The organism is Bdellovibrio sp. HCB288, from assembly GCF_047305935.1.
Lineage (GTDB): Bacteria > Bdellovibrionota > Bdellovibrionia > Bdellovibrionales > Bdellovibrionaceae > Bdellovibrio.
In genome coordinates this window covers 129,563-154,355 of the sequence record NZ_CP178619.1, presented here as the reverse complement: position 1 = coordinate 154,355, position 24,793 = coordinate 129,563, and the positions used below count along the sequence as shown (strand labels likewise).

29 protein-coding genes are annotated in these 24,793 nt (G+C 46.8%); 9 read left to right on the top strand and 20 right to left on the bottom strand.

Translation table 11 applies throughout. From position 1 onward, the window contains the following. Nucleotides 1-77: 77 nt before the first annotated feature. A complete protein-coding gene (locus ACLVWR_RS00720; RefSeq protein WP_413582050.1) occupies nucleotides 78-515 on the bottom strand; it encodes a hypothetical protein in 438 nt (145 codons plus the stop codon). 268 nt (nucleotides 516-783) lie between these two features. On the opposite strand from ACLVWR_RS00720, the gene ACLVWR_RS00715 reads away from it, so the two are divergent. After that, nucleotides 784-1,053: a KH domain-containing protein gene (locus ACLVWR_RS00715; protein WP_340596810.1), complete on the top strand. Its 270-nt coding sequence runs from the start codon at nucleotides 784-786 to the stop codon at nucleotides 1,051-1,053. 99 nt (nucleotides 1,054-1,152) lie between these two features. Here the strand turns inward: ACLVWR_RS00715 and ACLVWR_RS00710 are convergent, their stop codons facing one another. Next, nucleotides 1,153-1,689 (bottom strand): Dps family protein, encoded by a 537-nt coding sequence (locus tag ACLVWR_RS00710; protein ID WP_413582049.1) that lies wholly within the window; start codon nucleotides 1,687-1,689, stop codon nucleotides 1,153-1,155. A 114-nt stretch (nucleotides 1,690-1,803) separates the two neighbouring features. Continuing rightward, complete coding sequence (locus tag ACLVWR_RS00705) at nucleotides 1,804-2,757, bottom strand: hydrogen peroxide-inducible genes activator (protein ID WP_413582048.1); 954 nt, start codon at nucleotides 2,755-2,757, stop codon at nucleotides 1,804-1,806. A 54-nt stretch (nucleotides 2,758-2,811) separates the two neighbouring features. Here ACLVWR_RS00705 and ACLVWR_RS00700 point away from each other — a divergent pair, with 54 nt between their 5' ends. Continuing rightward, a complete protein-coding gene (locus ACLVWR_RS00700) occupies nucleotides 2,812-3,474 on the top strand; it encodes a protein-L-isoaspartate O-methyltransferase family protein (protein WP_413582047.1) in 663 nt (220 codons plus the stop codon). Between the two features lie 3 nt (nucleotides 3,475-3,477). Here ACLVWR_RS00700 and ACLVWR_RS00695 read toward each other — a convergent pair whose 3' ends face one another. From ACLVWR_RS00695 to ACLVWR_RS00680, 4 genes are all read right to left on the bottom strand, one after another. Further along, nucleotides 3,478-3,741, bottom strand: coding sequence for a transcriptional regulator (locus ACLVWR_RS00695; protein ID WP_413582046.1), 264 nt, complete (start codon nucleotides 3,739-3,741; stop codon nucleotides 3,478-3,480). Between the two features lie 50 nt (nucleotides 3,742-3,791). Then, nucleotides 3,792-5,108: an OmpA family protein gene (locus ACLVWR_RS00690; RefSeq protein ID WP_413582045.1), complete on the bottom strand. Its 1,317-nt coding sequence runs from the start codon at nucleotides 5,106-5,108 to the stop codon at nucleotides 3,792-3,794. Between the two features lie 177 nt (nucleotides 5,109-5,285). Continuing rightward, nucleotides 5,286-5,897 carry a Crp/Fnr family transcriptional regulator gene (locus ACLVWR_RS00685; RefSeq protein WP_413582044.1) on the bottom strand — a complete coding sequence of 204 codons (612 nt, stop codon included), beginning with the start codon at nucleotides 5,895-5,897 and terminating at the stop codon, nucleotides 5,286-5,288. Beyond that, nucleotides 5,894-6,499: a hypothetical protein gene (locus ACLVWR_RS00680; RefSeq protein ID WP_413582043.1), complete on the bottom strand. Its 606-nt coding sequence runs from the start codon at nucleotides 6,497-6,499 to the stop codon at nucleotides 5,894-5,896. Before ACLVWR_RS00680 ends, ACLVWR_RS00685 begins: the two co-directional genes overlap by 4 nt. 554 nt (nucleotides 6,500-7,053) lie before the next feature. On the opposite strand from ACLVWR_RS00680, the gene ACLVWR_RS00675 reads away from it, so the two are divergent. Then, nucleotides 7,054-7,923, top strand: coding sequence for an HNH endonuclease family protein (locus ACLVWR_RS00675; protein ID WP_413582042.1), 870 nt, complete (start codon nucleotides 7,054-7,056; stop codon nucleotides 7,921-7,923). A 63-nt stretch (nucleotides 7,924-7,986) separates the two neighbouring features. Beyond that, entirely contained in the window at nucleotides 7,987-9,273 is a 1,287-nt protein-coding gene (locus ACLVWR_RS00670) for a putative Na+/H+ antiporter (RefSeq protein ID WP_413582041.1), read from the top strand. A gap of 69 nt (nucleotides 9,274-9,342) precedes the next feature. Here ACLVWR_RS00670 and ACLVWR_RS00665 read toward each other — a convergent pair whose 3' ends face one another. From ACLVWR_RS00665 to ACLVWR_RS00650, 4 genes are all read right to left on the bottom strand, one after another. Next, complete coding sequence (locus ACLVWR_RS00665) at nucleotides 9,343-9,561, bottom strand: hypothetical protein (protein ID WP_413582040.1); 219 nt, start codon at nucleotides 9,559-9,561, stop codon at nucleotides 9,343-9,345. 87 nt (nucleotides 9,562-9,648) lie between these two features. Then, nucleotides 9,649-11,109 carry a sensor histidine kinase gene (locus ACLVWR_RS00660; RefSeq protein WP_413582039.1) on the bottom strand — a complete coding sequence of 487 codons (1,461 nt, stop codon included), beginning with the start codon at nucleotides 11,107-11,109 and terminating at the stop codon, nucleotides 9,649-9,651. Then, on the bottom strand, nucleotides 11,087-11,770 hold the full coding sequence (locus ACLVWR_RS00655) for a response regulator transcription factor (protein WP_340596822.1): 684 nt from the start codon (nucleotides 11,768-11,770) through the stop codon (nucleotides 11,087-11,089). Before ACLVWR_RS00655 ends, ACLVWR_RS00660 begins: the two co-directional genes overlap by 23 nt. 61 nt (nucleotides 11,771-11,831) lie before the next feature. Then, complete coding sequence (locus ACLVWR_RS00650; protein WP_413582038.1) at nucleotides 11,832-12,215, bottom strand: hypothetical protein; 384 nt, start codon at nucleotides 12,213-12,215, stop codon at nucleotides 11,832-11,834. 206 nt (nucleotides 12,216-12,421) lie between these two features. On the opposite strand from ACLVWR_RS00650, the gene ACLVWR_RS00645 reads away from it, so the two are divergent. The 3 genes from ACLVWR_RS00645 (at nucleotide 12,422) to pdxH (ending at nucleotide 14,279) form a co-directional block, all read left to right on the top strand. After that, nucleotides 12,422-12,835: a response regulator transcription factor gene (locus ACLVWR_RS00645; RefSeq protein WP_413582037.1), complete on the top strand. Its 414-nt coding sequence runs from the start codon at nucleotides 12,422-12,424 to the stop codon at nucleotides 12,833-12,835. Between the two features lie 145 nt (nucleotides 12,836-12,980). Further along, complete coding sequence (locus ACLVWR_RS00640) at nucleotides 12,981-13,682, top strand: FKBP-type peptidyl-prolyl cis-trans isomerase (RefSeq protein ID WP_340596825.1); 702 nt, start codon at nucleotides 12,981-12,983, stop codon at nucleotides 13,680-13,682. Nucleotides 13,683-13,691: 9 nt separating this feature from the next. Further along, nucleotides 13,692-14,279 (top strand): pyridoxamine 5'-phosphate oxidase, encoded by a 588-nt coding sequence (pdxH, locus tag ACLVWR_RS00635; RefSeq protein WP_340596826.1) that lies wholly within the window; start codon nucleotides 13,692-13,694, stop codon nucleotides 14,277-14,279. Between the two features lie 15 nt (nucleotides 14,280-14,294). Here the strand turns inward: pdxH and ACLVWR_RS00630 are convergent, their stop codons facing one another. The 6 genes from ACLVWR_RS00630 to ACLVWR_RS00605 form a co-directional block, all read right to left on the bottom strand. After that, a complete protein-coding gene (locus tag ACLVWR_RS00630) occupies nucleotides 14,295-14,927 on the bottom strand; it encodes a hypothetical protein (RefSeq protein WP_413582036.1) in 633 nt (210 codons plus the stop codon). A gap of 99 nt (nucleotides 14,928-15,026) precedes the next feature. Then, nucleotides 15,027-15,236: a hypothetical protein gene (locus ACLVWR_RS00625; RefSeq protein ID WP_413582035.1), complete on the bottom strand. Its 210-nt coding sequence runs from the start codon at nucleotides 15,234-15,236 to the stop codon at nucleotides 15,027-15,029. Between the two features lie 140 nt (nucleotides 15,237-15,376). Beyond that, on the bottom strand, nucleotides 15,377-15,970 hold the full coding sequence (locus tag ACLVWR_RS00620; protein WP_413582034.1) for a GNAT family N-acetyltransferase: 594 nt from the start codon (nucleotides 15,968-15,970) through the stop codon (nucleotides 15,377-15,379). Beyond that, on the bottom strand, nucleotides 15,942-16,250 hold the full coding sequence (locus ACLVWR_RS00615; protein ID WP_413582033.1) for a hypothetical protein: 309 nt from the start codon (nucleotides 16,248-16,250) through the stop codon (nucleotides 15,942-15,944). The genes ACLVWR_RS00620 and ACLVWR_RS00615 overlap by 29 nt, the downstream gene beginning before the upstream one ends. A 98-nt stretch (nucleotides 16,251-16,348) precedes the next feature. Beyond that, nucleotides 16,349-16,738, bottom strand: coding sequence for a Co2+/Mg2+ efflux protein ApaG (apaG, locus tag ACLVWR_RS00610; protein WP_413582032.1), 390 nt, complete (start codon nucleotides 16,736-16,738; stop codon nucleotides 16,349-16,351). A gap of 57 nt (nucleotides 16,739-16,795) precedes the next feature. Then, complete coding sequence (locus ACLVWR_RS00605; RefSeq protein ID WP_413582031.1) at nucleotides 16,796-17,827, bottom strand: endonuclease/exonuclease/phosphatase family protein; 1,032 nt, start codon at nucleotides 17,825-17,827, stop codon at nucleotides 16,796-16,798. Nucleotides 17,828-17,879: 52 nt separating this feature from the next. Between ACLVWR_RS00605 and ACLVWR_RS00600 the strand changes: the two genes are divergently transcribed. Next, entirely contained in the window at nucleotides 17,880-19,415 is a 1,536-nt protein-coding gene (locus ACLVWR_RS00600) for a M17 family metallopeptidase (RefSeq protein WP_413582030.1), read from the top strand. Nucleotides 19,416-19,507: 92 nt separating this feature from the next. Here ACLVWR_RS00600 and ACLVWR_RS00595 read toward each other — a convergent pair whose 3' ends face one another. From ACLVWR_RS00595 to ACLVWR_RS00585, 3 genes are all read right to left on the bottom strand, one after another. Then, the gene (locus ACLVWR_RS00595) at nucleotides 19,508-19,861 is read right to left on the bottom strand and encodes a hypothetical protein (RefSeq protein ID WP_413582029.1); all 354 of its coding nucleotides are present in this window, start codon (nucleotides 19,859-19,861) and stop codon (nucleotides 19,508-19,510) included. Between the two features lie 788 nt (nucleotides 19,862-20,649). Continuing rightward, nucleotides 20,650-22,059 (bottom strand): hypothetical protein, encoded by a 1,410-nt coding sequence (locus ACLVWR_RS00590; protein ID WP_413582028.1) that lies wholly within the window; start codon nucleotides 22,057-22,059, stop codon nucleotides 20,650-20,652. Further along, nucleotides 22,059-22,664, bottom strand: a complete 606-nt coding sequence (locus ACLVWR_RS00585) for a DUF502 domain-containing protein (protein ID WP_340596841.1) — start codon at nucleotides 22,662-22,664, stop codon at nucleotides 22,059-22,061. Before ACLVWR_RS00585 ends, ACLVWR_RS00590 begins: the two co-directional genes overlap by 1 nt. Before the next feature lie 165 nt (nucleotides 22,665-22,829). Here ACLVWR_RS00585 and ACLVWR_RS00580 point away from each other — a divergent pair, with 165 nt between their 5' ends. Continuing rightward, complete coding sequence (locus ACLVWR_RS00580; protein ID WP_413582027.1) at nucleotides 22,830-24,740, top strand: S8 family serine peptidase; 1,911 nt, start codon at nucleotides 22,830-22,832, stop codon at nucleotides 24,738-24,740. Nucleotides 24,741-24,793 lie beyond the last annotated feature (53 nt).

Sequence of the window (24,793 nt, the reverse complement as noted above, 5' to 3'; positions counted from 1 at the left end):
TCTCACTTCGAGACAATTTTGAAATGTGTGAAAAGAGGAGCCAAGTCGGACCTTGGCTCCTCTTGATTGGATAAGGACTATGGTCTCAAATCGTCCAGGCATTTCATTGCCGGATCACGTTGCTCGGGATTCAGAATGTCAAAGAAGACCTTCATTTGGAAGTCGCCCATTAATTTACCCATTGCGATGGCTTTTGAACCCACATCAGCCTGTGCTGCGGCTCCGTCTTCTTTGGTAGAAGTCGCGCTGCTGAAAGTTTTTTTCATATCTGAAAGTGACTTTCTAAGGTCGGTGCGCATGGCTTTGCGTTGGTCATTGAACTCCAGGAAGGCATCACGAAGTGCCATCTGTTGTTCTTCAGTCGCCTTTACAGCTTTACAGGAGGCCGGTGCTTCTGGCTTCTTATAGATGATTGTATCCACCATGGATACTGTAAGTTCCTGAGGTGTTGTCGCCATGGAAATGGTTGGAGTCACGAGTGCTGCAATGACAGCCAGTTGAGTAATCTTTTTCATTATTTGTATCCTCCTATTTATGTTGGAGTCTCGATTCAAGACAATATTCGGTAAAAAGAAAAGACGAACTCGTGTTTTTTGTTGAATTGAATAGGGCGGAAATGCGGTAAACTGTGACTAGTCAAATTCTTGTATATCCCCGAGTTTGGCTCGCGTTTACACAACGAATGTTGTGAAACAAGTTCTGGGCTAGGAAAGTTTTCTTCCAGTTGCGGAGTGGCAAAATTTAAGTACAATTCATTTTGTATCGGGACTTAAGGGAGTATTTGTGACAGTCGAGCAACAATTGAACGAAGCACGTCAACGTATTGGATCCATCATGGCAACGGTAGTTAAAGAAATGACTTCTTGTAAAGAGAATGTGGAAGTCACTTTTTCTTGCGGGGAGAAAACTACGATATACAAAGTCGACCTTCCGCAAGAGTATCGCGGTAAGTTGATTGGGGCTCAGGGTAAGAATATTTCGTCCCTAAGAAATATACTGGGCGCGATGGCGGGGAATCATGGGTTCCGCGCAATTATTGAGCTGGTGGTTTAAGTCTTAATTAGGACGGCATCGGCGAAAATCGAAAATGGAAGTTTTAAAAACATAAAAGGCACCTTATGGGTGCCTTTTATGTTTTTAAAAGCAGCAAACCTAGGAGTGATGACTGCGAATCATCCATGCTGCTTTTTCGTGGAAGCTGATCAAGTCTTCGTACAGAGTCACAGCACTGGTTTCCTCTTCTTGCTCCGCTGTTTCAAGGCGGGCTTTGTAGAGCTCTGCAAGTGTGGTGTGATCGGCTGTTAGTATATCGATCATTTTTGTAGCACTGAGTTTTTCATCAGTACACTCTTCCACATCAGCTAATTTTTTAAAAGCTTGAAAACTGCCGGGCGCTGGCGACTTCATGGCGCGCAGTACTTCTGCGGAGCGATCCACATACTCGGCAATTTGTTCGTATTGCTTTTCGAATAGTTTATGCAGTGAAAAGAACAAAGGACCCTCAACATTCCAATGGAAGTTTTGGGTTTTTAGTTGTAGTAAGTAAAGATCAGCCAGAGTTTTCTTCAATTCACCCACCGTACCGGTTTGGGTGCTTTTGTCTGAATCCTTCTGTGAGCCTTTCGCAGTGGCTTTATTGAAGGTATGGACTGTGCCGGCTGAAGATTCTTTTTGTGCTCCGTATTTCATAATTTCCTCCTAGGACAAAACCAGATGACGTCCATAGGATAGGCCTTTGAAAGCTAAATGAAAAATCTTCTTTTGCTATGGAGTATATAGGCTAAAACTATGTGTTGTGTGGCACTAACTGCGATGGCCTAAAGGATTGTCGACCTTGAATTGCTGTTTTGATTTTTGTAGAGGAACATCTTTCGGTAGCGCTGCGATAATGGTGTCGATCAGGGCCTTCAAAAGCGCTTTGCGCTGAAAATGAGGGCCATGCAGCAGGCTGACTTCCCGAGTGGGGATAGGTGCAGTGAAAGGCTTTAAGCGTTTCTTATCGCGCACGTCATCAGTCGCGAGCAAGGGAAGCAGGGTAAAACCGTCACCTTGATCAACCAGCTTTTTCAAAGTTTCCAGGCTGCCACCCTCGAAAGAAAAGTTCGTGGTCGCGTTTTCATTTTTTCTGCTTTTACAAAGCCCCAGGCTTTGTTCCCGAAAACAATGTCCTTCGCTGAGCAATAACATTTCATTTAAGGACAGATCTGACTCGTCGACATGTTTTTTTTGTAACAAAGGATGATGCGGAGAGAAGTACGCCGTGAACGGTTCGTAGAAAAGTACTTTCGAGGCAATATTGATATCATCAATGGGCGTTACCGCGATTCCTATGTCCAGGGAGTTGTTGCGAATTTTCTCCACAAGTAGCTGCGTTTCCATCTCGTCGATCACCAGATGCACATCCGGGAATTTATTCATGAATTTATTCAGAAACAGAGGCAATAAATAGGGAGCCAGTGTGGGAATGATGCCGATGCGTAAAGTTCCACTGATGGCGCCTTTGTTTTCAGCGACGATCTCGCGAAGATGCTGCGAACTTTGAACTACAATTCTTGCTTGTTGCAGTACCAACTCTCCCACCTGAGTAGGACGCACGGGTTGCTTCGTGCGGTCAAACAAAATGACATTGAGTTCGTCTTCTAGCTTTTGAATCTGCATGCTAAGTGTAGGTTGTGTAACGTGACACTGAACAGCCGCTTGGCTAAAACTCCCGGTATCACCAACAGCTAAAATGTATTCAAGTTGTGTAAGTGTCATGAGTAAAGAGTGCACTTGCTCAATAGGGCGCGCAAGGGAAATAAGGATCTGAGGATGGAACAATATCAGGATTTGCTGCTAAAAAGATCTCTGCCATTGTCTGAACAGGTTGTTGAGGCTTACTACCGACACCCAAGACACTTGTTTATACCGGAATATACACTTCAGGAAGCTTACGAGGATATTCCTTTGCTGCTGTATAAAAAGGGAACCTTCGTTTCCACGATTTCCCAACCCAGCTTCGTGATGCGAATTCTTGATATGCTTCAGCTGGCACCCGGCCAAAAAGTTTTTGAACTGGGAGCAGGCTCCGGTTGGAACACCGCTTTGATTTCTTATATCGTCGGAGCGGAAGGTAAAGTCGTCAGTACGGAAATTATTCCCGAGGTGGCTGACCGGGCTCGTGGCATTTTGGATCAAATGCGTATCACCAACGTCAAAGTCTTAACGGGTGATGGGTTTGAAGGGTATCAGGCGGAAGCACCCTATGACCGCGTGATCTTCACGGCCGGTTCCTTTGAGTTACCTCAGCGGATATTTGAACAACTCAAAGAAGATGGATTGATGATTTTCGTAAAAAAGCAGGAAAAAAAGAACGACATGCTTCAATTGATCAAAAAGGTTCAAGGGCAAATGCAAGTTCTGAATTCCATTCCCTGTTCGTTTGTCACTGTGAATCGCTCTGGCGAGTCCCGCCTTCAAGACGGGACCCTGTAGACTTTAATGTTTAGGAGTTATGTCGGGACGGGTGTTCGGATCCTTAGTGGATAGTTCCATGATCCGTTCCTCTTTTTCCTTATCAGGAGTTGGTGTCGTCTCTTCGGGTTCATCATAAAGGTGGTAGCGCGAGGCAATTTCTGCAAATCTCTCGCTGGCATCCTCAATGCGCATACCCACCTTTTTTTCCAAAAGATCGACAATCCTGTTGGAGTTACCCCGAGTGCTTTCCAACTCACTTTCAGTAAGCTCATGCCATTTTTCCATGAGCTCTCTTTTTAAATCCTGCCAAGCATTTCCCGGTGTAACCATAATGTCTACTCCTGAATTTTAGGTTCGATAACCAAGTCGATACGACGGTTTTGTGCGCGGCCCGCAGCGGTGTTGTTGCTGCCGATTGGTTTTTCATCACCCAATCCAATAGCGTCAACTCCAGTAGCTGGTGTTCCGTTGGCGATCAATTGTTTTTGCACGGCCTGGGCGCGTTTCTCGGAGATGCGCATGTTGACATCGTTGCTACCTGTTGAATCTGTATGACCTTGAACTTCAATTTTGGATGTTGGGATTTCTTCCAAAACTGATTCAACTTTGGTTAGCAATGCTTTGTTGCTGGCCGAAAGGTTTGCGCTGCCAGAAGGGAAATTCAAGCCTTTCAGGCGGACAGTAACTTTGCCGTCTTGTGCGAAGACTTCGGCATCCTTGGCATTCAGCTCACTGCGGATTCTGGTCGCTGTTGCTGCTGCGGCTTCCGTAGTGCGTGCCGCTTGCAATTGTTTCTCCGCAGCGGTGAGTTCACGGGATTGAGTGGAGGTCTCTGAGCGCAAGCTGGAAATTTGACGTTGTTGTTTTTCAGTTTGCAACACCAGCGCCTCAGTATTTCCGGCATTTACTTTAACCATCACTTCAGCCAGGTGATCTGATGCTTTGGTTGCATTGGACGCTGAACGCGAAATGCCTGTGGTGTTGCGGGGATCGGCTGCAATGAGTTTCATGGTCTCGTTGTATTGACCACGTGCCAGGCCCAATGAGCGGGGAGCCTTTTCAGAGGCCTTGTCTTTTTCCGCAGCTTCAATTGTGCTCTTCGCACTGCCCAAGTAACGCTTTTCCACAGAATCGCGTTCCAACTGACGATAGGATGCCACGAGATCAGAGCCTCGTTTGTCGGCGGCCTTCAAACTTCCTTTTTCAACATCGGAAGTCACGTTTTCAAGTTTGCTTTCCAGTTTTTTCCATTCTTTTGGGTACATTTCAGGTGCGTTGGCAGCCAAGGCCCCTGAACGTGCATCCACAATCGGTCCGATGGACTTGCGTGCAATGTCAGACTTCGTGGCTCCTTCTTGCAGCCAGCCTCTGGAGTAAGAAACCTGTTCCAGGATATCTGCAGCTTTGTCTTTGTCTGCGATGCCCTCTTTAGCTTTGTTCAGGGCTTTCTCAGCATTTTTGAAGTTGTCAGGGGAAAGGACGTCCATTTGCTTTGAACGGGCTTCATTTAGAAGCTGTTCAGTTTGTGTAACTTCAATCATTGGATCTGAGGTGTCAGGTAAAGCTGAGTAACTTGGTGGTTTGCTGGCACAGCCGATAATTCCGATAACAAAGGCAGATGATATAATCACCTTAGTGCAAAGGGACGACATAATTCCTCCTGTAATAGATATTGGGACTTGTAACCTGCAAACAGGCTAAACCTCCTGTTTTAGAGTCTTCAAGAAAAAGCTGGTTGAAGGTGTCAATAGCTGACGATAGACACCGGACCTTAACAACCTTGGGCGTAATTATTGCGTCGTGGAAATTTAAAAAAGAAAAGAGTGGGATTATTCTTCTTCGGCTTTTGCCAAAAGTAGTTGGCGATTTTTGATCTGAATGGAGCGGCCCGTGGATTGATCCACGATGCCTTCTTTTTCAAAATTCGCCAGTGTGCGAATCACAGTTTCGGGAGTGGTCCCAGCCCACTGTGCGATTTCTTTTCTGGTCCAATTCTGTTGCGGGAAATTGTCTTGTAAAAACAAAATAGCATCGGCAACTCGGGCCGCGGCGTCTTTATCCATCTGACCGGTCCATTTAGCCTCGGCCAAACGCAAGTCACGGGAGAGGTATTCCAAAAACTGCATGGCCGCTTCCGGGTGATTGCGGAAAAGTGCCAGAATTTCAATCTTCGGAATAAAAGAAAGAACAGTGTCTTCAACCGCAATCGCCGAAGCATAGTAGTTTTCGCCAGCAAACAAGGCGCGGTAACCGACAAGTCCACCGGGTCCGATCAATCGCAAGGTGTGAGCAGAACCACTGGAAGAGGATGAATCCAGTTTAATAAGCCCGGTGTTGATTTTATAAAGCCCGAGTGGCTCGCCGCCAGCCTCAAATATAGTCTGTCCAGCCTTGTAACGCCTAAGTGTCTCGGCTCTATCCAATAAATCCTGAAGTTTCATGAATAACAGCGTACCAAATAGTTTTCAGTTAGCGAATGATTTTTGCTTAAAGCCTTATCTAACAGGACGCTGTCAGAGGGGTGTTGGTATTCGGAGGTATTCAGTCGTTCCGCGGCGGCCCATTCCTCTGCCGTGAAACTCCAGCTGGTCAAAACACTTTGGAAACAGTTTTTGAAATCTGCTTCCAGGCCAGGTGGCAGATTTTGCTTCATGTCCTCAGAGGTTTTGCGTTTGTAGAACCCCAAAAGCACGGCTTTTAGTGTTTTTAACAAGTGCAAGGGCACAGAATTCATGTCGGACATAAGATAGTGAAATTCGTTCTTGAACAGATCATCTTCCGTGAGCATGTCATTGATCTGCTGCAGGCTTAGAACGTGCAAAAGGTTTTTGCAGAAATGCACTTGTGCCGTGGCGCGGATCGGGTCATGAAAGAAATGATCGGCATGGATCAGATCATGAACAATAAACCCCAAAACATCCCTTCCGTCTTCCACGAAGGAGCCGATTTCATGGGGCTGAATCAGCATGCTGACACAACGTTGTCCCAAGGCTTGCATTTTAAGGACATCGAACGCGGAAGGGATTTCCGTGGTTAATTTCAAATTATAGTGGCCCGTTTGCCACGAGATTACCGTTCTTTGAGCTGAAAAAGGAACTGATCGCCAGCTGCGCGCACAATATGCATTGACAAAATTTGCTTCGGTATCGAGGTGGCTTAAACTTTTGGCTCCTGCCAAGTGAGCAGGCAAAGAGTCGCGAAGCACCGAGATCACTCTGTGACCGGAAATACCTGAGCGGGGAGCGCTGGGTAAGGGGAGATTGTGCAGCCCGCCTAAAAAATCCTGTGGACGTCGTAAAAAGCAAAAAACTAAAAGGTAAGTGCACACCATTTCAACATCGCTGAGATGTTTGTTACGCCACATCGAAATAAACGGCGCAAGAGCAGTGATCGCTTGCTGTGTGTTGTTTTGCAAAAATGTTTCGTCCAATAGACGATGGCGAAATCGCCCTGCTCGTAACATAATTTCTTTTCTAAGTTTCCACGGCTGACCGAATCCTAACACTTATATCCTTGCATTAGGTCTTTGGTCCTTCTTTAATATCTTTATAAGCAAAATAATACAAGACAGGGATGTCTTTTCGAGGGGGCCGTTAGATGATCAGAAAGCTTCTTGCCGGAGCACTTGTATCGATCTGCGCGTTAAATGTTCATGCCGAGATTTCGGATTATGAAGATATAAACGGAAATAATCCTCGATTTGACGAATACTACACTGTTTCCACTCAATCACCCACGAACCTTCACGATGCACCTAAAAACAGAATGGATCCATGGATTGCGGCTCAGGAGCTGTTTGATTCCTCTGCTGTGATCGGAGAGATCAAAGCCGCTGTTATTTCGCTTTTACACTTTGATCATCACAATGAGGACTATGGAAATGTGGGACAGCCCTACAACCGTAAAAGTCATTTTGGTGGTTGGATTTATCCAAGCCATGATAATTCGTGTTTGAACACACGGGGCTTGGTTTTGGCTCGTGATTCCAGTATTCCGGTGACGATGAATTCCAGCGGCTGTTCCGTGGTCAGCGGGCAATGGGCAGAGCCTTATACTGGCAAAACGGTGACTCAAGCTTCGGAGATTCAAATTGATCACTTTGTGCCGTTGAAAAATGCCTACGTCAGCGGCGCACATAAGTGGAATTATTCAAAACGCTGTTTATATGCAAATTTCATGGGTAATAACTTTCAGCTTCTGGCAACAGACGGGCCTGAGAACATGAGAAAAAGCGATAACACTCCAGAAAGATATATGCCACCCAATCGCGCGTACTCTTGTCAGTATCTGGCGCAGTGGTTGAAAGTGAAATTGATTTGGGATCTGGGTTTGACGCCACCGGAAAAGCAAGTTGTAGAAAATCTAGTTCAACAAAACCATTGTGATCCAAAGCAGTTTCAATACACAGTCAGCGAGCTTCAGACGCAAAAGCGACTTATGGTGGATAACGCCAATTTGTGCCACTGAAAATCAGCAACGCGTGTCCGCTTTTTTTAGACACGCCCTGGTTTTGTGAGTAGGATTCTACTCATGACATATACAAATCTAGAACTCATCGGAACGATATTTTTTGCGTTGGCAGTGATTCACACCTTTATGGTGGGTAAAATATTGCATTGGTCTCACAAGTTTCCCAAAGGGTCCATGACCAGCGGTGTTTTGCATTTGCTGGGAGAGATTGAAGCGGTTTTTGCGATTTGGGCCAGTATGTTCATGGTGGTTTATATTGCCATGGAAGGTTGGACGCCAGCGATCACGTATCAGAATTCCCTGGATTTCACCGAACCGTTCTTTATTTTTGCGATCATGGTGGTGTGTTCAACACGTCCGATTTTGACAATAGCCCGTCAGGCCATTCTTGAATTAAGCACGTGGATTCAAAAGATTCTGAAAACACCGGCCGTAACAACGGATCTTGCGGTGGTCTTGATTTTGGGGCCTTTGGCGGGAAGCTTTATCACCGAGCCTGCGGCGATGACCGTGACAGCCTTCATGCTGAATGCAATGTTGCAAAAAGAATCCAGCAAATTGATCTATGCGTTGATTGCAGTTTTGTTCGTGAATGTTTCTATCGGTGGGGCTTTGACTCCTTTTGCGGCGCCTCCGATCTTGATGGTCGCATCCAAATGGGGATGGGACTTTAATTATGTATTCACTCACCTTGGCTGGAAGTCAGCAATTGCTGTGGTGATCAATGCGATCGGTTTGGTCCTGATTTTCAAGAATGATTTTAAAGCGAATTGTATCACTTTGCGCGATGTTGAAAACAGAATGGCGGGTGGGCAGAAGTCAATTCCTTGGCAGGTTACTTTGATCCATTTGGCATTCCTTGCTGGCATCGTGGTGACAGGACATCATCGCAATGCCTTCCTTGGTATTTTCCTTTTGTTCTTGGGGGTCGCAGCAGTGACCACTCGTTATCAGGATTCACTTCGTTTGAAGGAAAGTCTTTTGGTGTCATTGTTCCTGGGCGGGATCATTCAATTTGGTGCTTTCCAAAAATGGTGGTTGGCGCCTCTCCTGGGCAGAATGAACGACATTGTACTTTTCAAAGGCGCTACATTGCTGACTGCAATCACCGATAATGCCGCGTTAACTTATCTGGGATCGCAAGTGGATTTATCTGATGCCAGTAAGTATGCGTTAGTTGCGGGGGCTTTGGCCGGGGGTGGTTTGACAATCATCGCGAATGCTCCGAATGCTGCAGGTTACTCGGTGCTCAGTCACAAGTTTCCGGGCGGCATAAAGCCTTTGAATCTATTGATCGCAGCGTTGGCTCCAACGGCGGTTGCGATAGTCTGTCTTTGGATGCTTTAGAGTTTAGGCAAAAAAAAAGGAACCCCGAGGGGTTCCTTTTTACTTAGAGCAAAGCTCGAAGTACTCAGACTAGTGAGCAGCTTCTTCTTTTTTCTCTTCAGTTTTTACAGCTTTTTTGCCGTGTTTTTTAGCAGCTTTTTTCTCAGCTTTTACTTCAGCTTTAGTTTCAGCAGCTGGAGCAGCAGCAGTTTCTGCAGGAGCAGCTGGCGCAGCAGCAGGAGCAGTTTGGTTAGCTTGAGCGATAACACCAGCGAATACAACAGACATCAAGATAGATGCGAATTTCATTGAAACCTCCAACGGTTCTTTTTGTTTTCCGATATTGGAAACAAAATTAGAGTAGCAAATAGAGTTAAATCTCTGATTAAAAGCATATTAAAAGTTTTTAATTTCAAACGAAAATATCGCACCATTTTTTTCTGGGTGATTGCGGGCACTTAGCTTAGCGTCGTGCAAATTGGCGATCTTTTGTGCGATGGCCAGACCTAGACCAAAGCCTTTTACGCGGTTTTCCACGGACGCGCCTCGCGAGAATCTTTCAAAGATAAATGGCAATTTTTCGTCAGGAATTCCCGCGCCATTGTCTTCGACCACCAGTTCTGTTTTCGCGTTCTTCCAAATCAGGGTGATGGTCACGACATCATTGTTGGGTGAATACTTGATCGCATTCTCAATAATATTGAAAACCAAATTCTCAAGAAGATCATTGTCGCCACGAACGGTTTTGCGATCTGCATCGGATTCGTTGTTGATATTGAATTTAAGTTTGATGCCTTTAGAACTGGCCAGCTTCTCACAGCGGGTGAGGGCTTCAAAAATCAATTCTTCCAGGGAAATTTCCTGCAGACTTAAAGCATCAAGGCCTGCATCTGCGCGCGCAAGCAGTAACATTTCCTGAACGATGTTTGCAAGACTGTCCACTTCCTGCAACGCACTTTTGGTGTATTGCTCCAGATCGATCTTGTTTTGTGTTTTCAAGAGCTCGATTTCCTGGCGCATGATCGTGAGGGGCGTCAGAAGCTGATGAGATGCGTCTGCGATAAAGCGCTCCTGGGATTGGAAGGCCTGTTCGATCCGATCCAGCATTTCATTCAGTGTGAGTGCCAGTTTTTTGACTTCGTCGTCAGCGACGGGCACGGGAACACGGCGGGACAGTTCGCTGGCTTTGATTTCCTTGGCGATATCAATCATGTGAATCACAGGAGCCAAAGCACGGGAAGACAAAAACAGTCCTCCCAAGGTGGCAATCAAAAGCACCACGGGAATACCGATTTCCAGAAGCGTCAGGCGTTTGCTGATTTGAGTTTCCAGCAAGGTCATCGGGACGGCAATTTGAAGTAAAAGTTGTGGGTTCGTGACGTTATCCAGAGGAAATGAAATCAGACGATACGAATCCGCCTCTGCCGATGGGATGTCATGAATATGTTCAATGGTGCGATAAGTGGCCTCTTCGCCGGCCCAGATTCGTTCGAAATCTTTTTTGTACGGGGGATTGAACTCTCCAAAGTTTCCCACGCGGGCCAATACCGCGCCCGAGCTGTGCCGTACTTGAATCAATGCTGTACCCAGTGGAAACGGCAGGATTTTTCCATGATCCAGTCTTAGCGGTGGAAAGTTCAAATCGCCTTTAACCCCGATCTCCACACCTTCGGAAACGTCCACGGAATAATTGAAAAGGGCGTCGTCGAAATCCTGCTGAAGATTATCGATCGACATTTTAAAAATGACCATGTTGAACAGAATCGTCGTTGCGCCAAAAAACACGACGAAAAACAGGGACAGGCGAACGCGAATGCTGAGTTTCGCAAATAGGTTACGGAGACTCTTTAAGTACATAGCCGGTCCCCACTACGGTATGAAGAAGTCTTTTGTTGAAGGGGGCATCAATTTTTTTGCGTAAAAGATTGATATAGACATCGATCACATTGGATTCGGAATCAAAGTGAATGTCCCAGACGTGCTCCGCGATCGAAACGCGACCCAATGGGCGTTCCGGGTGGCGCATGAAGTACTCAAGCAGCGCAAACTCCTTGGTCGTCAGCGAGATATCCTGGCCGGAACGACGTACTTTGCGTTGTAAAAGATCAAGTTCCAGATCGGCGTATTTTAAAACGTTCGTGATAGCGCCACTTGTCGAGCCTTTACGGCGAAGCAAAGCACGCACTCGGGCGTGAAGTTCATCAAAAGAGTAGGGTTTGGTCAGGTAGTCATCAGCGCCAGCATCAAGGCCGTTCACTTTGTCTTTGGTGGTGGAAAGAGCGGTGACCATCAGGATCGGGCCAGTAAATCCATCGCGACGGAAGTGCCGGGCCGTATCGATGCCATTCTGATCCGGAAGCATAACATCCAGAATGACCAGGTCGTAGTCGCCTTGAGCCATGTAAGACTCGGCAGATGTACCGCTTTCGGCAATATCAACAGCATAGCCGACTTCGTTAAGGCCTTTTTTAAGGAAGTTGGCCATTTTTGCCTGATCTTCAACAACGAGTATCCGCATGGTTTCCCCTACTGTGTGGGAAAAAACGTCTCACTTCCACTCGGGGATGGCAAGGGTAATGCTAGATGTCAGGGATTTCACCGAAGTCATACTCGTGCTTTTTTTTAAATCCAGAGGAGCTGGATTTTTCGACGCTGAGTATTCTTTTTTCGGAATCGGCGGTGACAGAGACCGGAGAACCTCCGGGTTCCCCGGAGTCCTGCAATTGTTTTAACACAGTGGCGTAAGACGGAATTCTGCGCGGCAGGGTGTAGGCGCCACGGGCTTTGTCGGAGTCAAAGAACACTTCCACTTCGTCGGAAATATCACGGACCACGCGCACTTTGGCAGTGAATGACTCGGATTTTTCCTGAGTGGCCTCGGACTCATAAATACGGGTATTGACCTTCTTGCTTTGGGCATGACCCGGATCCGATAGAAAAAGGAGAATAATCAAGCTGAGCATAATATGAGTTCCTCTAAGAGTTATTGTGCACGGAATTCGAAGCGTAAGTCCATCCTCCGTTATGGCCATCTTGTTTTGAGACGGCCGGCCGGGAGCGGTGGTAAGAGCTTCTAAATAGCCGATTGAATTCGATTTTTATTAAGAAACACTTGCTGATTTGCGCAACGCAGAGCAGACTTTTGTTAAGGGTCTGGATATGGACTCTTTTGGGAAATTGGAGCGTAGTGGAATTGGTGCATGTGTTGTTCGTTGATGACGAACCGACACTCCTATCTTTGTTCAAACAGGAAGTTTCGCGGCAGAGTCCCGCGCTGTCCTTCCATTATCATCTTGTCGCCAATGCTCATGACGTGCTGAAACAGTTGGATGGTTTCGGTAGTGCCCCTGTCCTTGTTGTGATTTCAAAAGTAACCACCCCGGAAATGGATGAACTGGCACTTTTGAAGGTTGTCCAAAGAAAGCACCCACGCGCAAAAATTTATATATGTACCGACGTGAATGCGCCCTATGTCCGCAAGGGAAATGAAGAGCATGGGGCTTTGAGATTTATTTCCAAACCGCTGAATTTTAAATCCTTATACGGGGCTATTTCCGAAGACTTCCTGAATCCGCTATTTTAGTTTCTGCTTGCAAGAATCCTTGATGCCAACTTTACAATCCGGAAAGAACGCGCGTGTCAGCACGCATTATCTATTTGAAAATCCAATAAATCGGCGCAAGATGTATTGTCTCAGAAAATGATAACAACCTTGATAGGGAGAAAGAATGAATAAGTTAGTACTTGGAGGCCTTGTTGTTGCAATGGCACTTACAACTGCTTGCAACAGAAAAGTTAAATTGGACACTGATATCAAAAAGGCGTCCTATGCTATCGGCCAACAAATTGGCGGCAACTTGAAACAACAAAACATCGATTTCGATTCTGACGCTTTGGCGCAGGCTTTGAAAGATGCTTCTGTTGGTAAAAACGAAATGACCAAAGAAGACATGCAAGCAGCGATGATGAAACTTCAAGAGCTTGCGATGAAAAAACAACAAGAAGCAGCTGATACAAATGCTAAATCAGGCAAAGACTTCCTTGAGAAGAACAAATCTGCAGCTAACGTAAAAACAACTGCATCTGGTCTTCAATACATCATGGAAAAAGAAGGCACAGGCGCGATGCCTAAAAAAGAAGACGTAGTTAAAGTTCACTACAAAGGTACTTTGACGAACGGCGAACAATTCGATTCTTCTTACGATCGTGGTCAACCAGCTGAATTCCCAGTTGGTGGCGTGATCCCAGGTTGGACAGAAGCTCTTCAGTTGATGAAAGTTGGCTCTAAAGCAAAACTTTTCATCCCACCAGAACTTGCTTACGGTCCATCTGGTCGTCCAGGTATCCCACCAAATTCAGTTCTGGTATTCGAAGTTGAATTGATGGATATCGTTAAGGCTGACAAGCCAGCTGCAAAAGCTAAAAAATAGTCAGCAATAATGTTTGATCTGACTATTGACCCTTATCTTCATTTCGATCGCCTCCTTAAAGAGGCGACTGAAAAGCAAATCCCGGAGGCGAACGCCATGTCGGTCGCCACCGTGGATGATAGGGGCATTCCCTCTGTGAGAGTTGTCTATCTAAAAGACAGAACTCCAGAGGGTTTTGTTTTTTATGGCAACTATCACAGCCATAAGGGATTGGATCTCGAAGAAAATCCCAATATCTGTTTGAATTTTCATTGGCCAGCTATCTGGCAACAGATTCGCATCACGGGGATGGCAGTTAAAGTGCGCCCTGAAGAAAGCGATGCCTACTGGAAAACCCGTGCTCGCCTTAGTCAAATCGGCGGCTGGGCTTCAAATCAAAGCGAAGAAATTCCTGACTACGATTATCTTGAACGTCGCGTGCGTGAATACGAAAAGCAATTCGAAGGGCAGGTGATCCCGCGTCCACCGCATTGGGGAGGATGGTTGGTCATCCCCACCGAGATCGAATTCTGGTTCGGCTTAAATGGTCGATTGCATGAGCGCTACATCTACGAAAAAACGGAAGAGGGTTGGAATACCTTCATGCGTTCTCCGTAAGTCTCAAACTTTAATTTAGTGTCTGGTGTCGTCTTGAAAGCTTTCACCGGAATGCGACTCCGATTGACGTCGTTGTTCACGGCGGGCTTCGCGAGCTGCACGGCGAGCGTCTCGTTCTTCGCGACGATGTTCACGTTCTGAGAATCGTTGTTCGCGGCGGGTTCTGCGCCCTTCGACGAAGTCCATCAGCAGTTCGGCTAAAGCACCATCAAAGCTGGAGGGACGGTGATGCTCTTGTTGCATGCGTTCCTCCTCTTTTTTTGCTGCTTGCTCTGCTGTTTTTTTCTGTGCATTTTCTTTTTTAGCTCCGGGCCATTGTTGGGTGAAAATGTAAGTATAGCCACCAGCGGTGACTGCCGCCAGAATCAAACCAGCCCACAGAGTCGCTGTTCCATAGACGGTGCCCAACTTATCATATTGAAGGGTGGCGTCGATCAGTGCCATGAAGAGACCGCCACAGAAAAAGAACGTGGCGCAAACGCCCAGTAAAATAAGCGTCACGGGTTTGCGCAGTCGCAAAGCGATGTCGTCAATAATTCCGGATTGAATTTTTTTAAGATCGAATCCGCCACCGCCGCCTCCACCGCTAAATCCCATGGATTTGGAGCTAATAAACATCGCAATTAAACTGCTCAGTATCTTCATCATGAATGACTCCCGTGCTTTTGAATTTTGAGTTGTGTTGTCGGTTCAAGTTTTGGACGAGGGCTTTTCCGAGGGTGCGGTGGAAAAGCCCTCGTGTTTTTATCAACGGCGTGAGCGAAGTATCGCACCTGCCACAAAGCCTACGGCGCATGCGCCAAGGACTGTGGCAGTTGGATGTTTATTCACCAACTCCGTGGATGTATCTACTGCTTGACGAGCACGGTTTTGAATTTCTTTATAACTGCTTTCCCAAAGAGAAGCCGCATCGCGAGCTGCTGATCGGGCTTGTGAGTTTAATGCTGGTCCAGCCATAACTAACTCCTTTGTTAGAGGATCAGATCCTGGTTAGATTCTGATCCTCCCCAAGGGGGTTCGCCAGTGAACTTTGGCTAAAATGTTAGCGCACACGGGGTGGCTGTGACGGTGACATCGACCTTCGGTCGTATTTATTTCTATTTCGGTGGGAATTTGTACTTAATGCCGTAGTCTTCGCAAGTCGCTGCAAAGTTAAACATATCCAGCCATTTTTTATTATCAAAAATTCGTTTGGGGCTGAAGCCCTCTTTCTTTAAGCCAATATTCTTAGCTACTTTTAGGGAAGCCTTATTCGTGGGTTCGATATTTGCTTCAATTCGGTGAAGTCTTAGATCTTTGAACGCTATTTGCAAAGCAGCGGAACAGGCTTCCGTGGCAAAACCGTGATTCCAATAGTTATTGAAAATGCGGTATCCAAGAATTCCATTTTGCAAAACATTGCGTTGAATATTTCCAATAAACACTTCGCCAATTAAAAGACCATCATCCTTTAAGAAAACTCCAAAGGCATAAACTTGGTCCAAGGCATGGTTGTGTAATTGCTTTTTTAAAAGGGCCTTAAACTTTGCCTTGGTCAGTTCTGAATCAACCCAATTGGTTTCATCAAACTGATTTTGAGGTGGTAACATGCTGCTGTAAGCTTGCGACCAGTTCTCAAAGTCATGAAGTTCCAAAGGGCGTAGGATCAGGCGTTTCGTTTTTTTAAACAGAGGCAAAGTTGTCGATTTCATCGCGTACCAGTCTAAGTGGAATGCGTTCCAGGTTGCAATAGTAATAGCTCAGCTTTTGCGGGGCGCGCACGATGGCTGTGTGGGGTTGATGTCCCGTCATACGAACCTCTATTTGAACGTCTTCGCGAATTGGGACGGCAATCATGCGGGGAGTGTGAAACGGAGTCGGTTTTCCATCTACCCAGATTTCAGCGCCTTCTTGCTCGGAAACCACCATGCACAGGCCTAATTCTTTTTTTGGAACTTTTAAAAGGCCACGGAGTGTTTTGAATAGTGCCATAGTTTATCCGCCAAAAATAGGCGGCCTCCCGAAGTAGGGAAGGGTCTATCACAGGCCGCTTTGCGTTTACCAGAGCGGCGTTAAAAACTGGACCTTTTTTAATGAAGGGCGTTTGGTGCCACTAAATAAAATTCAGGGATGTCCACCGAGAAGCTTTGGCCATCTTCGGTGATCATGTGGTAGCGGCCCTTCATACTTCCTGTCGGGGTGTTCAGGGGGCAGGCGCTATCATATTCAAAGGTTTGGCCGGGTTGAATTTTCGGCTGCATGCCGATAACTCCAGGGCCGCGAACTTCCTCTTTTTTTCCAGTGGCGTCCGTGATCTCCCAATGGCGGCTCATCAACTGAGCCGGGGTTGAGCCTTGGTTCGTGATCGCAATTTTATAAGCAAAGAAATGATAGCCCTTTTCCGGGTTGGATTCGGAAGGAACGTAAACCACTTTCGCGGTAATTTTAAATTCTGGGACGAGCGTTTTCTGCATTGCCATGGTTGCTATATTACTGTGTTCCATAGGGTCGGGCAACGAAAACTGTGCAGACGCAAATTAACGTAGAATGATATTCTCGATTTCGAACACGATAGGATAATGATCAGATGGGATTCTTTGTTTGGCTTCCATCGTTTGCGGGATGCCGCGTTCGCTACCCAATTCGTCTCGGTAACGGAACGCTTTTGCAGAGTCCGCTTTCAAAAGTGTTTGCATCAGCGGAGACAGAAACGCGAAGTCGATCTGACGTCCTTCTGTGCGAGCGCTGCTTTTGACTTGGTAAAAAGTCGCGCGCTGCTCGAGAGTTAGGTTGGCCACTTCAAAAACATCTTTAAGTCCTGTGGAGGAGTAAATGTCACGAAATTCCTCGTCAGTATTTGCGATTCCCGCGTTGCCATTAAAGTCACCGGCCACCATGATTGGGATCTGCGGATTTTTTTCTTCTAGCTCGCGATAGATTTCCAGAAGTGTACGCAACTCTGCCTGACGGCGTTCAAAACCATTCGGATCAATGCGTTCAGGATCCAATCGAGATTTCAAATGTGTTAGGAGTATGATCATAAAGGGCTTTTCTTTGTCTTGTTTGAAAAGCTTTAGTTCGACGACGTCCCGGGAAAATTTGTGACTTGTGGTAACTTTGCCGCCTTTGACCTGATAACCCTCCGCCAGGCTTTGACGCTCGTGGGGATAGAGGTAATTGATCGGACGTGATTTGTTCGATAAGAGGTCAAAATAAAACGGCAGATCTTTGCGGATTAAAAAGCCGACATCAATATTACGATCGGAGTTTCCTTCAATCAAACATGGAGAGTACGCGCTGTTCATAAAGAGTTGGTTGAAGTTTTTCAGGGATTCAAAACCACCCACCTCGCACAGCATAATAACGTCGGCATTGATTTCGCGAAGGGCTTTGGCGATGTCCTCGCACTTTTTTAAGGACTTATTCTCATATATGGAAATGGACTGACCCTGCCATTGACGCTCGTTGTACTTAAGTACCTCGGCTGTCGGCGGCTCATCAAAAAGCAGAAACAGATTCTCTGCATTGAGTAAGCAAAATTTAAGGTTTGTGGTCTCGGTCCACGTCATATTAATATTCTAGGGATTTTAGTCTTAAGCTCAAAGGAAAAGTGAGGAAATCGTGGCGAAAAAGAAGGCAATTGCGCCTAAAGCGTCCGCAAAACTGCAAATCCGTTCATGGATCGAAACATTTGAAATCGGTAAAGAACTTAAAACAAAGAACGAAATGACGGGCTTTGTCTATTTTTTGGGTTCTGAGGACTCCAGTAAGCTGAATGGTTTGATTGATGACCATGCCTTGGCTTGGCAAATGGACACCTTGAAAAAGAACGACAAAGAGTTGGTCTTTTTTGTGGGGGTGCAGGGGCCGGTTTGGATTCTTCGTTCTAAAGGCAAAAATTCCGTGGGCCATGATGGCTTGTTGGATGAGGCGGCCTACACATGGGCTCGCGATCAATTTGGTTCGTTGGTTCCTCACTTTAAGGCAAATCAGCTAAAAGCATTGCGTATCGAGTTCGCCGGGACTGCCAAGGCTCAGGAAATGGGTGCATTAGTTGGTTTGGATATGGCTCCATACAACTATCGCCAATTCGTTGACGGCAAACAGCTAGTGGATCTGCCTAAAGTTTCACTTATGAGTTCGGACGATTTTGACAAGTCAGTGTTGAAAGAAGCGGCGGCTCGTGCGCGTGCCGTGACTATGGCCCGTCACTTGGTGAACTTGCCTCCGAACGATTTGAATCCGAAATCATACTCTGAACTTGCAGCCAAGAAAATTTCCTGGGGCAAGAATCTAAAAATCACAGTTTGGGATGAGAAAAAGCTGACATCCGAAAAAATGGGATTGCATCTGTCTGTAGGGCAGGGGGCAGCTCACGGTCCACGCATGGTTCACTTGAAATACCGCCCAACGAAAAAGTCAGGTCTGAAGCCTGTGGCCTTTGTTGGTAAAGGGATCACGTTCGATACTGGTGGCTTGGATATCAAGCCGTCCTCTGCGATGCGTTTGATGAAGAAAGACATGGGCGGCTCAGCTGCCGTTATGGGTTTGGCGTTGTGGGCGGCAGAGTCCCAATATCCAGGTCCATTGGATTTCTATTTGGCTCTGGCTGAAAATGCAGTGGATGCAAATGCCTTCCGTCCAAGTGATATCGTTACCGCTCGTAACGGAATGAAAGTTGAAATCGATAATACAGACGCCGAAGGCCGTTTGGTATTGGCTGACGTTTTGGACGTAGCTTGCAAACAAAAAGGTTCTGATGAACCTGAGTACGTGATCGACGTTGCAACTTTGACCGGCGCAATCAAAGTCGGTTTGGGTGCCGAGATCGCAGGTCTTTTCTCGAACGACGATGATCTTGCGAACGAATTGACCAAAGCCGGTCAACGCGCAGGTGACTTGAATTGGCGCATGCCTTTGTTCGACAAATACTGGGGTGATCTATCGTCGCCATTTGCAGACTGCAAAAACTCCGGCGGCGGTTTCGGTGGAGCCATCACGGCAGCTCTGTTCCTGCAAAAATTCGTCGGCGGCAAAAAATGGGCGCACTTGGACATCTATGCCTGGGCAGACCGCGCGAGCGGCGCCATCGGCAGCAGCGGCGGCTCCGGCCAAGCCGTGCAATGCCTGATCGAATTCCTAGAATCCCGCGTTTAGGTACGGACTTACTTATTCCAAAAACAAAAAACCACAGCAGGAGTGCTGTGGTTTTTTTGTTTTTCTAAATTAACAATTCTTGCCGAATTGTTTTAGAGGCGCTCGCAGGTAGGTTCAGCGCGGCAGTTCATGGCAAATCCGGAACCAGTTACGCAGGCATTTGTGGCTTGGGCAGAGGCTTCAACGCGGCTTTCAGCTTTTCCTTGGTAGACCTTACCCCAGGTAGGATCTTTCACGATACAAACCCAACCTCGGCTTTCAGGAGCCCCGTATTCAAGGCGCTCCAGGCGTTGGGAAAGTTGGTACACAGTGGATTCCAATTGATAAACCCGTCGCTGCAGATCCTGCTCTGGAGGACGCATGTTTCGTGATTGCGCCACTGAAGGCATTGCCGTTAACAAAGTCGCCAAAGAAACAAGAACAGCAAAAGTACGTCGCAAAAACATAAGAACCCCCAGTGGTTTAAAAGTGCCTTCGTAAATCGAAGGTGAAAACTCCTAAAGCAATAGGGATGCCAGTTCAAACAGGGCCATTGTGACCCTGTTTGAAGGAAGTGAAATTACGAAATCACTTTAAATTGCGGAGTAGAGTGACAGGACAGACACCAGCCTTACAGCACAGGCGATAAACTTCCTTGCGGGATACGGAAGGCGATAGCAATCCGTTGATAAGATTTAAAGTCTCCATCGAGACGACGGAGATCTTGCATTCGGTTCCAGAGATCAGCTGCACTAGGCTCACGGGTACCTCCAACAGTTATAGGTTAAAAAGCTCTTCGGCAGAGATCCAAGATTTTGAAAGTCATTCTCGTTTATGAAAGCCCATTGAGAACCTATCGACAACTGAATGAGAAAACCCCCCATCAAAGGTCGAGCACCAAAAGGTACGGACACACTTTCTCCATTGTGTGGAGAAAGTGTGTCCGTACCTTTTGGGTATGCGTTTTGCGCATATTCGGATTCTTATTATGCGTTGGAGATATTGGCTAAGAATGCCGTATATTGGTCAAATGAAAGGAGGCATTAGGAATGCTTAAGCTACTAGAAACAATCAAAGCAAAAATGACTTTGAACTTGAACGAAAAAGAAAATTCGACGCTTTTATCTTGTCTTGCAAATCTGCACTAATAGACATCTCTCAATAGGCGCACGGTAAACTTCGCGCCGATTCAAAACACCAGAAATAAATCCCACTTATCACGTGTAAAATAAATCCTGGTGTTCTTTAAAGAGCTCTACTTAAAACCAAACAGTTTTTGCGATTTGATCGCAGAGACCACTTTCTGCGGAACGAACTGCTCCCAGCGTGAATCCCCGGATTCTATCATCTTAACCACGTCGCCGGAGTGCAGGTAGTCTGCAGTTTCATCACAACCCGACACATCGACAATTTGCTTACTTTCCACGAAGTAAGCATAGATGTGTCGCAAGTGAGCTTTGGGAAAAAAGCTCTTCGTCGTCAGGCAAAGATCCGGAGTCTTGTGGGGATAAACGTAAACTTTGGTTTTTTGCTCCATCAGTTTACCCAGGCCCTCAAGCAAGCCGCCCTCTAAATTCTTATAATGTGATTCTTCAAACAACTTTTCCAGATGACTTGCACCCATGATCAACGCCATCAGATTTTGATTGTAGCGGCGGATGAATCTTTTCAACGTATAGAACAAACGGAAATTTGAAATCATCACGTGATAACCCAGGCTGGTCAGCACTTCCACACGAGCCAAAAAGTCAGACTCGTTCACGTGGCCGTCCGTTGTCAGGTTGTGCATTGTCATTTCCATGACGGGCAGGATTTCCAGATCCTTGCCTTCCATGTTTTTTACGTCAGCCTTCATTTGCGCCATGCCTTTTTGGATAACGTCAATATGGGTGCTGGTGACGGGGCGGAAGGTGCCTCGTTGAATTAACAATGATTTGCCATAAACGGCGTCAGATACATTCAGGATTTCATTTTTAGGCGAGAACATGATCGCTTCGGCCAAGCCTCGGCGAACCAATTCCAAATTCATCAGACGGTTGTCAAAGTGAGCAACAGCAGGTCCCTTGAATTTGATCACGTCGATCACGACTTGGCCTTCTTTAAGGTTTTCCACCAATTGCGGAACGAAGTTATCTGTATCGGCTAGTCCATAGAACGCACAATAAAGCAAATTCACACCCAGAACGCCTAAGGATTCCTGCTGTTGCAGGCGATGACGATCGAGCATGCGCACATGCAGGATGATTTCGTTATCAGGACCGCCAGGAGTCGCTTGAAAGCGCACACCCATCCAGCCATGGGATTGTTTGTTGGAGCTTGATGAAGCTGTTGCCACTGTTGAAGCAAAGGAAAAGAAACAAGTTTTAGCGCCACGGGGGGTACTCAAACGTTCGATCAATAAAGTGTATTCATGCCCCAGCATCTTTTCCAGGCGAGGTTCGCAGACATAGCGGCCATTGGCTTCGCGGCCGTAGATTTCATCGCTGACAATCATGTCATAGGCAGAGATGGTTTTGGCGATGGTCTGAGAGGCTTTTCCCGCCTGAAAGAAATGACGGGCGACTTCCTGGCCGGCACCAATTTCAGCAAAGGCCCCATAACGACTTAGATCGTTGTTGATTTTCAAAGCTTTACTGACAGTCGTTGCGCAGGAAGCATCAGACATTACTTATCTCCTTCATGCTTTTCAGCCTTCACCCAGCCTGTAATGGCAAGACTCATGGCTTTTTCGATCGGAATATCAATTGGAGTGATGCGATTGCGAGGCACCAGCAATGTGAAGCCCCCCAAGCCGTAGCTCATAGGAATATAAACTGAAACCTTTTCGTTGGCTTGGGCGTGGATCGCCGGAATATCAGTGAAGTGCTCACGAGTGACCAAACCCATGGCGCGAATGCCGTTGTCATTGATATCCACCAAAACCACGGTCTGCATGCCGCCACCGGGACCTGCACCTTTGGAGAACATATTCATCAGGTCGCGCAGGGGGCTGTAAACCGCTTTGATTAACGGAACCTGAGTTAGTCTTTGTTCAAGCTTATGGAAGAGCCCCGCAGCAAGGAGGTTGTTCAACAGGAAGCCCAGGATAAAGATCAGTACAATCGTCAGCAAAAAGCCCAGGCCTGGGATATACACCGGCATGAACTGGCGGAGAGTATCGCCCAGGATGCTGTCCACAATAGAAACGCCGGCATAGATGATATAAATCGTCAGCGCGATCGGAAGGAAGGTTACGAGACCTTGCAAGAAAATTTTCTGAAGCTGTTTCATAGCTGGATGGTGTCCTTGTCTCCGAATGTATCGGTAAAAAATTAATATCAGCTTAGTGTAATGGCATCAAGGTCTTACGCTTGTCTCAAAATAGGTCACTATTTTTTGCTCATTATTCCTGGACCCGCAGCCGAATAGATATTGTTCAATTTCTAAGGAGAAACCGTGAAACGCATTGTAATAGGTTTCATAGCTTTGACTCTTACATTCGCTGGGACAGCGTTCGCACAAATGTCGACCGTCGTTCCCGGTGAATATATCGTTAAGGTGCGCAACAGCTCTACGGGTGTAAACCAGCAGGGTGTTCGTGCGCGACTTGCGCAAAGAGTCACTATGAGAGGCGCCTACAGTAAGCTAGGCATGTATCACGTTTCAGTCCGTTCTTTAGCTTCAGCCGCCGAAGAGGTTGCTGATCTCAAAAATGACCCGGATATCGAATATGTGGAGCCAAATTACGTTTGGTCTACATCCGGAACTGTGGCCAGTGAAACCGCTACTCAAGGGTGGTCGCTGCAACAGCTATTCAACATGAATTCGATCTTGATGGGGGCAAACGCCTACAGCCAGACTTATATGTCTTCGGCGCCCATTATCTCGGCCAATATTCAATTGACGAGTGCTTGGTCGCAATCCAGTTCTTTGGCTTCCAACTCAGGAAAAGTTGTCGTTGCAGTAGTGGATTCAGGTTTGGATACCACTCACACCGTATTTAAAGCCTATAAAGCTGATGGTACCGGTGGTTCAGGTGCACTCTGGGTGAATGCTGCTGAAGCTAGTGGTGTTCCGGGCGTTGATGACGATGGAAATGGCTTTGTCGATGATATCAATGGCTGGAACTTTACTAATAACTCACCCAATGTGATGGATGACAACAATCACGGAACCCACGTGGCCGGGATTGTTATTGGTGCGGGACTTAATATTTTCCAACGTCCTTTGCCAGAATCCAAAATCATCATCATGCCAGTGAAATCCCTGAAAGCGGATGGCTCGGGTACCACGGCATATGCAATTAGAGCGATTGATTACGCTGTGGATAACGGTGCCCAAGTGATCAACAACTCATGGGGTGGTGCAAACTATTCCAGAGCTTTGCTGGATTCATTAGCGGCTGCTTATAACAAAGGCATTCTGATTGTGAATGCTGCAGGTAACTATAACAGTAATAACGACAGCCTGCCGATGTATCCGGCCAACTATGATTTGCCAAGTGCGGTATCTGTGGCATCGGTGGATATCAACGATGTTCGATCTGACTTTTCAAACTATGGTCGCAATACCGTTCACATTGCTTCGCCGGGTGAGGATATTCTAAGTACGATTCCTGGTGGTGGTTATAAATACATGTCAGGAACATCGATGGCGGCACCTTTGGTTGCTGGCGTTGCAGCTCTGGCATTGCGTGAAGAGCCTCAGTTGACGGGTTATCAAATTAAACAAAAGCTTTTCCAAAGTGCCGACGTGGTCTCGGGTCTTGCGAACTTTGTAGCAACAGGTGCTCGCGTGGATTCAGGTCAGTTGATTCAAGCTGTTCAGGCCAGCCATGGCGAACAGGCTTCACAGCCAGCTTTTGATGTATCGCGCTTCCCAGCCTCTGAAGGTGCAGCAGGTGCGGCCGGCGGTTGCGGAACAATCACGACAGCGATCAATAACGGTCCTGGTGCCGGTGGTGCCAATCCAACTGCGGGTGTGGTGCTGGGGCTGATGATGATCCCGATGGCAGTTTGGTTCATCCTTCGTCAGCGTGCGATGGAAAGTGATCCAAGAAACAAACGTCGTCACGAGCGCTTCAAAATGCAGTCGCAAATCAAAGTAATGGTTGGCGATCGCGAGTTGGTAGGCTCGATGAATACGATCTCCCAAGGTGGTTTGTCGTTCAACACCGATCAGGCTTTGGAAAAGGGTGGTATTGTCACCATGCGAATCGCAAGCCCGGATGGAAACGAAATCATCGAGGTGCAAGGTCAGGTCGTGTGGAGCGAAGCGAACCAATCCTACGGGGTGCAATTCGCCAACGCGAAACAAGGAACTCTGGCTATGATCCAACAGTGGACTTCGAACCTGGTAAGATCGTAGGCCCAGACCTGCTCTAAAAAATAGAATCAACCTCAAGGGCTCCTGAATAAGGA